Consider the following 12,191-nt stretch of genomic DNA (forward strand, 5'->3'; position numbering starts at 1 on the left):
CAGACGATGTCCAAGCGTAAGCCTGAGCGCATCGAAAAACAGCATTGCCCTGATGACAAAGGCTCAAGTGCAGGTCCGCCCTTGAGCCTTTGCTTGCCTGTAGCTTTACTCAAACAGCACCTTGGCTACATCGCTATAGCGTTTGGCGAAGTGCACGGTAATGCCTTCCTTCAAGTAGTCCGGCAGTTCCTCAAACGAGCCTCGGTTGGCATCTGGCAGGATCAGTTCATGGATTTTCTGCCGGCGTGCGGCAATCACTTTCTCGCGAACCCCACCAATGGGCAGCACTTGCCCGGTCAGCGTCAGTTCGCCGGTCATGGCCACGCCTTTTTTCGGCACCTGGTTGCGTGCCAGCGAAAGCAGCGCACTGGCCATGGTCACGCCAGCGCTTGGCCCGTCTTTCGGGGTTGCGCCTTCGGGGACGTGAAGGTGAATAAATGCCTGGTCGAAGAAGCTGCTGTCACCGCCAAATTTTTTAAGGTTCGAGCTGATATAGCTGTAGGCGATTTCAGCAGACTCTTTCATCACCTCGCCGAGCTGGCCAGTGAGTTTGAAACCACGGTTGAGGGTGTGAATGCGTGTGGCCTCGATCGGCAGCGTGGCCCCGCCCATGCTGGTCCATGCAAGACCGGTAATCACGCCTTTGCCGGAGAGCACCCGTTCGTTACGGAAAACCGCAATGCCGAGATAGCGCTCAAGGTCCTTGTGGCCGATTTTTACCGGCGTGTCGGGTGCCTCCAGCAATTGCACGACCGCCTTGCGCACCAGTTTGCCCAGTTGCTTTTCAAGCTGGCGCACACCGGCTTCACGGGCGTAGCCTTCAATGACACCACGTAGCGCTGCATCGGTAATGCTCAGGTGTTTTTTCGGTACTCCGGCTTTTTCCAATTGTTTTGGCCACAGGTGGTTTTTAGCAATCGCCAGTTTCTCTTCGGTGATATAGCCGGAAAGACGAATAATCTCCATGCGATCGAGCAGTGGCCCAGGAATCGAGTCGAGGGTGTTCGCGGTACAGATGAACAAGACTTTCGACAGGTCTATGCGCAAGTCGAGATAGTGGTCGAGAAACTCGACATTCTGCTCCGGATCGAGGGTTTCCAGCAGGGCAGAAGCCGGGTCGCCTTGAAAACTGCTGCCCATTTTGTCGATTTCATCGAGCATGATTACCGGGTTCATCACCTCGACTTCCTTCAGCGCTTGCACCAGCTTGCCGGGCAGGGCGCCAATGTAGGTACGCCGATGGCCCTTGATCTCGGCCTCGTCGCGCATGCCGCCAACGCTGAAGCGATAAAAAGGGCGGCCCAGGGACTCGGCAATCGATTTGCCGATACTGGTCTTGCCCACCCCGGGCGGGCCTACAAGCAATACGATGGAGCCTGCGATTTCGCCTTTGAAGGCGCCTACAGCAAGAAACTCGGTGATTCGCGACTTGATGTCGTCCATGCCCGAGTGATGTTTGTCGAGCACTTTGCGCGAGTGCTTGAGGTCAAGCTTGTCTTCGCCAAACATGCCCCATGGCAGCGCCGTGGCCCAATCCAGGTAATTGCGGGTGACGGCATATTCGGGTGAGCCGGTTTCCAGTATCGCCAGCTTGCCCAGCTCTTCATCAATACGTTTTTGGGCATGCTCGGACAGGGTTTTACCTTCCAGGCGCTGCTCGAACTGCTCGATATCGGCGCTGCGATCATCCTTGCTCAGGCCCAGCTCCTGCTGGATGATTTTCAGTTGTTCCTTGAGGAAGAATTCACGTTGATGCTCGGATATCTTGCGGTTGACCTCCGCTGACAACTCACCTTGCAGCCGTGCCACTTCAACCTCTTTGCGCAGTAGCGGCAGCACTTTCTCCATGCGCTTGAGCATCGGCACAGTGTCGAGGACTTCTTGCAGCTCATTGCCAGGCACTGTGGTCAGGGCGGCGGCAAAGTCGGTCAGCGGCGAGGGGTCGTTGGGGCTGAAGCGATTGAGGTAGTTCTTCAGTTCTTCGCTATACAGCGGGTTGAGCGGCAGCAGTTCCTTGATCGCATTGATCAGTGCCATGCCATAGGCTTTGATTTCGTCACGGGACTCAAGCAGGGTTTTCGGGTATTCAACCTCGGCCAGGTAGGGTGGCTTGCGGCTCAACCAGCCACGAATGCGTACGCGGGTCAGGCCCTGGGCAACAAACTGCAACTTGCCACCTTCCTCGGAAGCATTGAGCACGCGCACCAGGGTGCCGTGCTCGGGCAAGTCATCAGGGTCCAGGGCTGTTCCATCGGCGGGGGGATTATCGACAAAGAACAGTGCCATGCTCTTGTGCGGCGTATCGCTGACCCGTTGCAAGGTCGAACTCCAGGGGTCGGGATTGACGATGATCGGCAACACCTGGGCAGGGAAGAGCGGGCGATTGTGAATCGGAATCACATAGAGCTTGTCTGGCAGTTGCTGATTAGGCAGGGCCAGACGTTGGTCATCCTTATTTTCTGGTTCTACGACGATATCGTTATCTTCGTTCATGCTGCACCTGCAGTTGGGCTATGACATAAACATGGGGGGTAACTTGGGGTTTTCAATCACCAATTGCCTGCGGCGCATGGTCACGGCCTGTCCATTTGTCGTCGACGCTGCTGTTTTGGCAGTTTAGAAGGTAAAATGTGCAATCACTCTTCGGACGCCGCCTTGCGATGCTCAATGCCCGCCTAATCCGCCTCGATGATAAAGCCCACGAACACACCCACGATCACCACCAGTTGGTGCTTTCGTTGTCCGGTCGTGCTGAATTCGAAGTCAACGGCAGTGGTGGAGAGGTTTGTCGGATGCGCGCCTGCCTGGTTCCCGGCGATGCCGATCACCAGTTTGCGGGCATGGGCGACAACCGCATGCTGATCATCGATCTTGATGAGCAGGACACCACCAGCGAAGACCTGGCGTTATTGACGCATCTGTTCGAAACGCCGCGCTATCCGCAGCTGGATGCAGACTTCCAGCACTTGCTCAGCTATGCCGGCGCGGAGCTTGAGCGCTACGGCAGCGATCCTATTCTTGCGCGCTCGCTGGGGGGCGTATTGTTGCGCGCCTTGCACCTGCGCCTGTTTGGCGAACAGCGGCGCCAGGTCAGCGGCGCACTTAACCTGGAGCGCCTGGATCGCTATATAGTCGAGCATCTGTCGCGGCGCATCAGTGTGGCCGAACTGGCCCAGACCGTTTGCCTGAGCCCAAGCCATTTTCATGCGCAGTTCAAAGACAGCGTTGGCCTTACCCCACATCAATACCTGCTTAAAAGCCGCCTGGATCAAGCTGCGCGTTTACTGCGAGAAAGCAACTTGCCGCTGGTTCGGATCGCCGAGGAGTGCGGCTTCTCTTCACAAAGCGCCCTGACAACAGCAATGCGCCGCTACATGGGCTTGACGCCTAAGCGCATGCGCAGCTCAATTTAGCGTTACCTCCTCACGCGCCCGCTTGCGCCGAGACCTTTACAGAGGACTTTGTCTTGACCCTTTCACCGCCCGTTACCTGGCAGACCAAGCACCATGGCGAGCTGAGCGTGGCCGATCTATACGCTATATTGAAGCTGCGCAGTGCGGTTTTCGTGGTCGAGCAGAATTGTGTCTACAATGATATCGATGGTCTCGACATGCAGGGCGACACCCTTCATGTGATGGCATGGCAAGACGACAGGCTGGTGGCCTATCTACGCTTGCTCGACCCTGCGCGCAATGATGGGCATGTTGTGATAGGCCGTGTGGTCACCGATCCTTCGGCGCGAGGTTCCGGGCTGGGCCATGAACTAATGGCATATGCACTGGACGCCTGCGCCAGACGCTGGCCACAAGTGCCGATATATTTATCGGCGCAAGCCCATTTGCAAGGTTACTACGGGCGTTATGACTTTGTTGCATGCAGTGATATTTACCTGGAAGACGGTATCGAACACATCGGCATGCGCCGTTCCTGACTGCCGTTCGCATCCCGTCACAGGATGCTTGATGCGCCGCCTCAATGCTCCGGGCAGTGTGGTGCGGAAGGTTTTGTCCATTAGGCCAGGTTTTAGCCGGATTCAGGGTTCTTACACCTTCTAGTTCGGGCTCTCTGGTTGTTTTTCGGGTGTTCCGGTTGAAAAAACAGCCTGGAATTAGTTCCCCGCCCCATAGCTTTCTGCAAAAACTCCAGAGGTTTCAGTAAGAAGCTGTAATCACTCTGCCACTAAATTCAGCCATCCAGTTGCGCCTGGTTGGGTTGCCTAAGTTTTGTCGTTCGGGCAACACAGCTGCATTGAAGTCTGCAAAGGCGCTCACAACAACAGTCTCCATAAGAGGATGGGCGTGATGTTTAAAGCCAGTCACGTCTTGCAGGACGAGTTCCTAACCCGGATCTCTGCCGCCAAGGCCGCCGATTTTTTCCCTGTCATCAGCGCAAATTACAGCGTTGACGAGGCAGCCTATCTTACTGAGCTATTGCAGCTCGCCGACCCCGGTGAAGCCGGTATTGAGGCTATCCGCCAGAATGCCCGCACATTGATCGAAGATGTGCGTAGCCGGGACAATGCTGTCGATACCCTCGACGCACTTCTTCGTCAGTACAGCCTCGACACCCAGGAAGGGCTGATGCTCATGTGCCTGGCCGAGGCTTTACTGCGCGTGCCGGACGCCGTTACCGCCGATGCGCTGATTCGCGACAAGCTCAGTGCCGCCGAGTGGGAGCGTCACCTGGGCAAGAGTGACAGCGTACTGGTCAATTTTGCCGCCTGGGGCCTGGTCATGACCGGCAAGGTGGTTGACCCGGAAACAGCAGATGGACGCCCGAAAAACGTATTGGGCAAGCTGATCAAGCGTTCCGGCGAGCCGGTTATACGCGCGGCCATGAACCAGGCCATGAAACTCATGGGCAAGCAGTTCGTACTTGGTCGCACCATCAGCGAAGCACTGAAAAATGGTCGTCCTGAGCGTGAGAAGGGCTACAGCTACTCCTTCGATATGCTGGGTGAGGCTGCGCTGACCGCTGCAGACGCCAATAAATATATGGCTGACTATCGCCAGGCGATTGATACCGTCGGTGCGGAACCACAAGTCGGTAAAGGCCCGCGGCCATCGGTTTCCATCAAGCTTTCCGCGCTGCACCCGCGCTATGAAGTGGCGCAGCGTGAGCGTGTGCTGACTGAGCTGTTCGCTAACGTGCGCGAGCTGTGTGTACGGGCCCGCAAGTTGAACGTTGGCATCTCGATCGATGCCGAAGAAGCGGACCGCCTAGAACTGTCACTTGAACTCTACGAAAAACTGCTGCGTGACCCGGCAATCAGTGGCTGGGGCGAGGTTGGCCTGGTCATCCAGGCTTACTCCAAGCGTTGCCTGCCAGTGCTGGTATGGCTGACCTTGCTGGGCAAAGAGCTGGGCGAGAAAATGCCGCTGCGCCTGGTCAAGGGTGCCTATTGGGACAGCGAAATCAAGCAGTGCCATGTCCAGGGGCTGGATGGCTTTCCGGTATTTACCCGCAAGGAAGGCACCGACAGCTCGTACCTGGCCTGTGCTCGTTTCTTGTTGTCAGAGTTCACCCGTGGGGTGATCTATCCGCAATTTGCCAGCCACAACGCGCACACGGTCAGTTGCATTCTGACCATGGCCGCTGAACTGCCAGAGCCGCGTGATTTCGAGTTCCAGCGTCTGCACGGCATGGGCGATGCACTGTATGACACCGTACTGGAAAAGCACGCCACCAATGTGCGTATCTACGCGCCGGTGGGAGCTCACAAGGACTTGCTGCCATACCTGGTTCGTCGCCTGCTGGAAAACGGCGCCAACTCGTCGTTCGTGCATCAACTGGTTGATCCAGGCACGCCGATTGAGTCACTTCTTGATCACCCGGTGACGCAGTTGCGCAAGTTCAAATCGCTCAGCAATGAGAAAATTCCACTTCCGCCTGCGCTGTTTGGTGCTGCTCGGAAAAACTCCCAAGGCATCAACATGAATATCGAACATTCCTGGGCAGAATTGAACAGTGCCTATCAGCCTCATCTCAATCGCCAATGGCATGCCGCGCCGGTTATCAAAGGTGAAAAACTCACCGGTACTGCGCAGGCTGTGCACTGCCCCTATGAATTGAGCAAAGTGGTGGGCAGCGCTGAGTTTGCCAGCGCCGCCCAGGCCGCCCAGGCGCTGGATGTACTGAGCGCCGCCTGGCCGCGTTGGAATGCCACTGCTATCGACGATCGCGCCAGCATCTTCGAGCGCCTGGCAGACCTGCTTGAAACTCACCGCGCAGAGCTGATGGCAATGTGCACGCTGGAAGCAGGCAAGAGCCTGCAGGACGGTATTGATGAAGTCCGCGAGGCCGTCGATTTCTGTCGCTACTACGCCCAGCAAGCGCGTCTGCGCCTGGGCCGCGAAGAGCTGCAAGGCCCTACCGGCGAACGCAATGAGCTGTTCCATGAAGGTCGCGGTATTTTTGTCTGCGTCAGCCCCTGGAACTTCCCCCTGGCAATCTACCTGGGCCAGATCGCCGCAGCGCTGGTTGCCGGTAACTGCGTGCTGGCAAAACCAGCCGAGCAGACCAGCCTGATCGCCGCACGGGCGCTGGAGCTGATGTTCGAGGCCGGCCTGCCCAAGGATGTGATTGCATTCCTGCCGGGTGATGGTGCGACCCTGGGCGGAGTGTTTTGCCGCGATGCCCGTGTATCCGGCGTGTGCTTCACCGGTTCGACCGATACCGCGCGGATCATCAATCGCCAACTGGCTGAAAAGGAAGGCCCAATCGCCGCGCTGATTGCCGAAACCGGCGGCCAGAATGCGATGATCGTTGACTCGACAGCCCTTCCAGAACAAGTGGTCAAAGATGCCGTGCAATCGGCCTTTACCAGTGCGGGCCAGCGTTGCTCGGCTCTGCGTGTGCTCTATGTTCAGGCGGATATTGCCGACCGCGTAGTGGAATTGCTCAAAGGTGCGATGGCCGAGCTCAAGGTTGGCCCGACGCACCTGCGTGCCAATGATATTGGCCCGGTGATCGATGCAGAAGCCAAGGCCGGCCTGGATGCCCACATCGCTGCGCTCAAGAGCGAAGGCAAGCTGATTGCCGAAACCCAACTCGCGGCTGATCTTGATGGGCATTTCGTGGCGCCCGTCGCCTTCGAAATCGGCGGCATCAATGAGTTGAAGAAAGAGAATTTTGGTCCGATTCTGCATTTGGTGCGTTATCAGGCCAGCGAGCTGGAAGCCGTGGTCGGTGCAATCAACGGCACCGGTTATGGCTTGACCCTTGGAGTGCACAGCCGCAACGAGGAAACCGCAGCGCGCATCGAAGCCTTGGCGCGCGTGGGCAACCTGTACATCAACCGTAACCAGATTGGTGCGGTGGTCGGCGTGCAGCCTTTCGGTGGTTGTGGGTTATCCGGTACGGGGCCCAAAGCTGGCGGTCCAAGCTACTTGCTGCGCTTTGTTAACGAACGCACGACTTCGGTGAATACCACTGCAGTCGGAGGTAATGCGTCGCTGTTATCATTGGGCGACGAGATTTAAGCAGTTTTAACGGGCGGGTGCCTTCGGGCCTCGCCCGTTGTTTTATTGAGGGCTCAAAAGAGCCTGACGTCTCGGATTGAGTGACTTGCAGGTTAATTGCTCGATCTTAAAGGGGGGGCCGGTTGTTCTGATATTACGCTGGGCCGGGCTTTCCGGCCGCAGGGTATAGACAAGGTATCCGCTTTATCACGTGGGATCCTGTGAAAAGGTAGCGAGCGACGATAGGACAAGGGACAAAACTGCGAAAAGCGGAGTTTAGTGGGCCTAAATGCGCATTTGAGCAGTTTTTAACGCCGTAATATCTAGCGCAGTAGCTTTTCAGGGATTCCGAGGTGCGGGCGCTACACGCGACCGCTGCTTGCCATACAGGGCATGGGCCAACCCCGTGCTGCCATAACAACAAACGAGAGGGGAACACCCCAATGACTGCGAACACACCCATGCTTGTCACTTTTGTGGTGTACATTGCTTTGATGATCGGGATAGGCCTGTTTGCCTATCTGCGTACCAAGAATCTGTCCGATTACATCCTCGGTGGCCGTAGCCTCGGCAGCTATGTAACTGCGTTGTCAGCAGGTGCATCGGACATGAGCGGCTGGTTGCTGATGGGCTTGCCGGGCGCGGTATACCTGTCAGGCTTGTCCGAAGCCTGGATTGCCATTGGCCTGGTGATCGGTGCATACCTGAACTGGCTGTTTGTTGCAGGCCGCCTGCGGGTGCAGACCGAGCACAACGGTAATGCACTGACCCTGCCGGATTACTTCACTAACCGCTTCGAAGACAATAGCCGTGTGCTGCGGATCTTCTCTGCGCTGGTCATCCTGGTGTTCTTCACCATCTATTGCGCATCGGGCGTAGTAGCAGGTGCGCGTCTGTTTGAAAGCACCTTTGGCATGTCATACGAGACTGCACTGTGGGCCGGTGCCGCGGCAACCATCGCCTATACCTTTATCGGTGGCTTCCTGGCTGTCAGCTGGACTGACACCGTACAGGCAACGCTGATGATCTTCGCCTTGATCCTGACACCAGTGGTCGTAATGATCGCCACTGGCGGCGTAGATCCAACATTCGCTGCAATTGAAATGCAAGACGCCACCAACTTTGACATGTTCAAAGGTGCAACCTTCATTGGTGTGATTTCGCTGATGGCCTGGGGCCTGGGCTACTTCGGCCAGCCGCACATCCTGGCGCGCTTCATGGCGGCCGACTCGGTTAAAACCATTCCTGCAGCACGTCGTATCTCCATGGCCTGGATGATCCTTTGCCTGATCGGTACCGTGTCTGTTGGTTTCTTCGGTATTGCTTACTTCACGGTACACCCGGAGGTTGCAGGTCCAGTAACTGAAAACCCTGAGCGGGTCTTCATCGAACTGGCCAAATTGTTGTTCAACCCATGGGTTGCAGGCGTTCTGTTGTCGGCCATCCTGGCTGCCGTGATGAGTACCTTGAGCTGCCAGCTGTTGGTCTGCTCGAGCGCGCTGACAGAAGATTTCTACAAAGCTTTCCTGCGCAAAGATGCTTCGCAAACCGAGCTGGTCTGGGTGGGTCGTGGCATGGTGTTGCTGATTGCCTTGGTCGCGATCTTGCTCGCTGCTGATCCAGAAAACCGCGTATTGGGCCTGGTGTCCTATGCCTGGGCCGGTTTCGGTGCTGCATTCGGACCTGTTGTCCTGCTTTCCGTCATCTGGGGCCGCATGACCCGCAACGGCGCACTTGCCGGTATGTTGGTCGGCGCGATCACCGTGATCGTGTGGAAGAACTACATCGGTCTGGGTCTGTACGAGATCATTCCTGGCTTCATCCTCGCAACGCTGGCGATTGTGCTTTTCAGCCTGCTGGATAAAGAACCGTCTGCAACCATGCAGAAGCGCTTCGCTGACGCCGAGAAAGAGTACAACGCTGTCTGATAGCCAGTGTTGAGCAGCACAAAACCGGTCCATGGGCGTTACCATGGACCGGTTTTTTAATGCCTGCGCTGCGGGTGAAATTACGTTTATTGCTTCCGTTCGCACCCGGGCTTGGCTATGGTGCGCTTCTCAACCGACTCGCTGCATGGGCATGGCATGACTCAAACCGCAAACAATCCGCTACACGGCGTCACGCTTGAGGCAATTCTCAATCAGTTGGTTGCAGCTTACGGGTGGGATGGCCTGGCGCAGCGTATTGATATCCGCTGCTTTAAAAGCGACCCGAGTATCAAGTCGAGCCTGACCTTCTTGCGCAAGACGCCTTGGGCGCGGGAGAAAGTCGAAGCGCTGTATATCAAGACGCAACGCCGAACCTGACACCGGAAGGCTTTGCCGACAGCACTGCCAGCAAATCGAGCCGCCAAGCTGGCGGCCCATCGGCGTTCATCAGCTCATGGGTTCGTCGTCGCGCACCAGGATGTATTCACGGCCGTTGTCATCTTCGCTGTAGTCGAGCACGTAGAACATCACCACTTCACCCGGGTTCGGCATGGTCGCGACATAGTCGTTGCCTTCCACCGTGAAGAACTGTGCTGACTCGGGCTTGGACTCGCACTCGATAAATGCAGTCATGAACAGCTCGGGGTTGGTATCGCCAAAAAACTCTTCCCGTTCCTGCTCATCCCAGTCGGCTGGCGCTTCGAAGACGCCGGTGAAAAGAATCTTGGCATCGCCCAGGTCAATCTCTTCAGCATCAGGGTCTTGCTCATCCGGACGATAAACCATGCAGTTCAGTGCGTCTTCGTGGGTCAAGGTGGCATTGCGCGCGGCAAGGCGCTTTTGCGGGTCGAGTGGTGGCACGTCTAGCTCCATGTATGTGGCCCTGTGCTGGTAGTTTCAGCAGCGGTGACTGACAGCAAACCATAGTCAGCAAGTATTAAAGGAAAAAGACCATCGGTCAGCTTTCGATTTCCATGCATGCCTATGGTTCATCCGTAGGGGCAGATATTACCACCGCACGGGGCTCGGCCATGGGCGAGCAAGCACTATATTTGATGGTAGTCGCTGCTTGGCTAAAGTGCAGGCACGGAGCAAGGTTAAAGGATCAAGAGCTGGCACCAAAGCCACTTGAAGCGAGGTCGATATGCCAGTTGATAAGCCCAGGCAACTGATGCGCAGTTGGCAGGCCAATGCCGAGGCGTGGACCAGGGTTGTGCGTGAACAGTGTCTGCCCAGCCGTCGCCTGGTTACGGATGCTGCGGTGCTTGATGCCATCGCTGAATGTGCGCCCAGACGCGTGCTGGATGTCGGTTGCGGTGAGGGCTGGCTGTGTCGGGCACTGGCGGCAAGCGGTATTGAGGTGCTCGGTGTCGATGCCTCGCGGCCATTGATCTTGCAGGCTCGCGCAGCCGACCCTTATGCGCAACGCTATCATGAGCTTGGCTATGACCAGCTCGCCGAGGCGGGGCAGGCATTGGGCAAGTTTGACTTACTGGTATGCAATTTTGCCCTGCTTGAGGAAGATCTTTTACCCAGCCTCAAGGCCATGCGCAGCCGGGCGACTGACGCCGGCCTGCTGCTGATCCAGACCTTGCACCCCTGGCAGGCCTGCGCCAGCCAGCCCTACGTCGACGGTTGGCGGGTTGAGTCATTCAGTGACTTTGGCAATGAGTTTACCCAACCCATGCCATGGTTCTTTCGCACCTTGCAATCCTGGCTCGCTTTGCTGGCCGAGGCGGGGTGGCAATTGCAGTGGTTGCAGGAACCCAAACAGCCACAGCAGGTGCAGCCTGCGTCGATGTTGCTGTTGTTGCGCGCGCAGGCTGAACCTGGCTCTGAGCAGCCAGGCGCTGGTTAGCGGGCGACGCTGACACCTTCAAGGTTGGCGAATGAGGTGTCCTTGGCGGTCAGCAAAAAGTCACGCATAAAGGGCGCATCGAGCATGTCGGTGCGAATTCCTGCATAGAGTGTGGCCAGCAAACCCTTTTCGCCAAGTCGCTTGGCGGTCACATAACCGCGCGAGCTGTACTCGTGCAGCGCCCAGTTTGGCAACCCACAGACGCCCCGGCCGCTGGCGACCAACTGCATCATCATCACCGTCAGTTCGGAGGTGCGAACCTGCGCAGGTTCGATGTCGGCGGGCTCCAGGAAACGGGTAAAAATATCCAGGCGATCACGCTCCACAGGGTAGGTGATCAGCGTTTCCTGCTCTAGATCCTCGGCGACGATAAAGGCCTTGGTTGCCAACGCATGCTGGTTGGCGACGGCGAGCATGGCCTCATAGGTGAACAGCGGGATATAGGTAATGCCCGCCAGTTCGAGGGGGTCCGAGGTCACTACCAGGTCGAGGTCGCCACGCGCCAAGGCTGGCAAGGGTGCAAAGGAAAAACCAGAGGCCAGGTCGAGTTCCACCTCGGGCCAGGCATCGCGGAACTGGTCAATGGTCGGCATCAGCCACTGGAAACAACTGTGGCATTCAATCGCCATATGCAATCTGCCAGCAGTGCCGCCAGCCAAACGCGACAGGTCACGTTCGGCGCTGCGCAGCAGTGGCAATACCGAGTCCGACAGTTGCAACAAGCGCAAGCCGGCACTGGTGAAGCGCACAGGCTTGGTCTTGCGCACAAATAGCTGCATGCCCAAACGTTCTTCAAGCTCCTTGAACTGATGCGAGAGCGCGGATTGAGTCAGGTGCAAGCGTTCGGCTGCATCAACCAGGCTGTCGCTTTCGCGCAGTGCGTGCAGGGTTTTCAGGTGGCGAAGTTCAAGCATGGTGATCTCACGGTCGCGGGCGCAATAAAGA

Annotated in this window: 9 protein-coding genes; 6 read left to right on the forward strand and 3 right to left on the reverse strand. The window is 57.1% G+C overall.

The annotated features are described in order from the left end of the window. Positions 1-105 precede the first annotated feature (105 nt). Positions 106-2,493 (reverse strand): endopeptidase La, encoded by a 2,388-nt coding sequence (gene lon, locus CHB79_RS00650; RefSeq protein ID WP_089358570.1) that lies wholly within the window; start codon positions 2,491-2,493, stop codon positions 106-108. A gap of 167 nt (positions 2,494-2,660) precedes the next feature. Here lon and CHB79_RS00655 point away from each other — a divergent pair, with 167 nt between their 5' ends. From CHB79_RS00655 to CHB79_RS00675, 5 genes are all read left to right on the forward strand, one after another. Next, on the forward strand, positions 2,661-3,413 hold the full coding sequence (locus tag CHB79_RS00655) for an AraC family transcriptional regulator (RefSeq protein ID WP_010484445.1): 753 nt from the start codon (positions 2,661-2,663) through the stop codon (positions 3,411-3,413). 53 nt (positions 3,414-3,466) lie between these two features. Next, on the forward strand, positions 3,467-3,931 hold the full coding sequence (locus tag CHB79_RS00660) for a GNAT family N-acetyltransferase (RefSeq protein WP_089358571.1): 465 nt from the start codon (positions 3,467-3,469) through the stop codon (positions 3,929-3,931). Between the two features lie 370 nt (positions 3,932-4,301). Continuing rightward, on the forward strand, positions 4,302-7,481 hold the full coding sequence (gene putA / locus CHB79_RS00665; RefSeq protein WP_089359174.1) for a bifunctional proline dehydrogenase/L-glutamate gamma-semialdehyde dehydrogenase PutA: 3,180 nt from the start codon (positions 4,302-4,304) through the stop codon (positions 7,479-7,481). 422 nt (positions 7,482-7,903) lie between these two features. Beyond that, entirely contained in the window at positions 7,904-9,388 is a 1,485-nt protein-coding gene (putP, locus tag CHB79_RS00670) for a sodium/proline symporter PutP (RefSeq protein ID WP_089358572.1), read from the forward strand. 156 nt (positions 9,389-9,544) lie between these two features. Then, the gene (locus CHB79_RS00675) at positions 9,545-9,766 is read left to right on the forward strand and encodes a VF530 family protein (RefSeq protein ID WP_010484452.1); all 222 of its coding nucleotides are present in this window, start codon (positions 9,545-9,547) and stop codon (positions 9,764-9,766) included. Positions 9,767-9,835: 69 nt separating this feature from the next. Here the strand turns inward: CHB79_RS00675 and CHB79_RS00680 are convergent, their stop codons facing one another. Beyond that, positions 9,836-10,249: a hypothetical protein gene (locus CHB79_RS00680; protein ID WP_010484454.1), complete on the reverse strand. Its 414-nt coding sequence runs from the start codon at positions 10,247-10,249 to the stop codon at positions 9,836-9,838. Between the two features lie 283 nt (positions 10,250-10,532). Here CHB79_RS00680 and CHB79_RS00685 point away from each other — a divergent pair, with 283 nt between their 5' ends. Beyond that, complete coding sequence (locus CHB79_RS00685; protein ID WP_089358573.1) at positions 10,533-11,246, forward strand: class I SAM-dependent methyltransferase; 714 nt, start codon at positions 10,533-10,535, stop codon at positions 11,244-11,246. Here CHB79_RS00685 and metR read toward each other — a convergent pair. Beyond that, on the reverse strand, positions 11,243-12,160 hold the full coding sequence (gene metR / locus CHB79_RS00690; RefSeq protein ID WP_089358574.1) for a transcriptional regulator MetR: 918 nt from the start codon (positions 12,158-12,160) through the stop codon (positions 11,243-11,245). The two genes, CHB79_RS00685 and metR, sit on opposite strands and share 4 nt — an antisense overlap. Positions 12,161-12,191 lie beyond the last annotated feature (31 nt).

It is taken from the genome of Pseudomonas segetis, assembly GCF_900188155.1.
GTDB classification, from domain to species: domain Bacteria; phylum Pseudomonadota; class Gammaproteobacteria; order Pseudomonadales; family Pseudomonadaceae; genus Aquipseudomonas; species Aquipseudomonas segetis.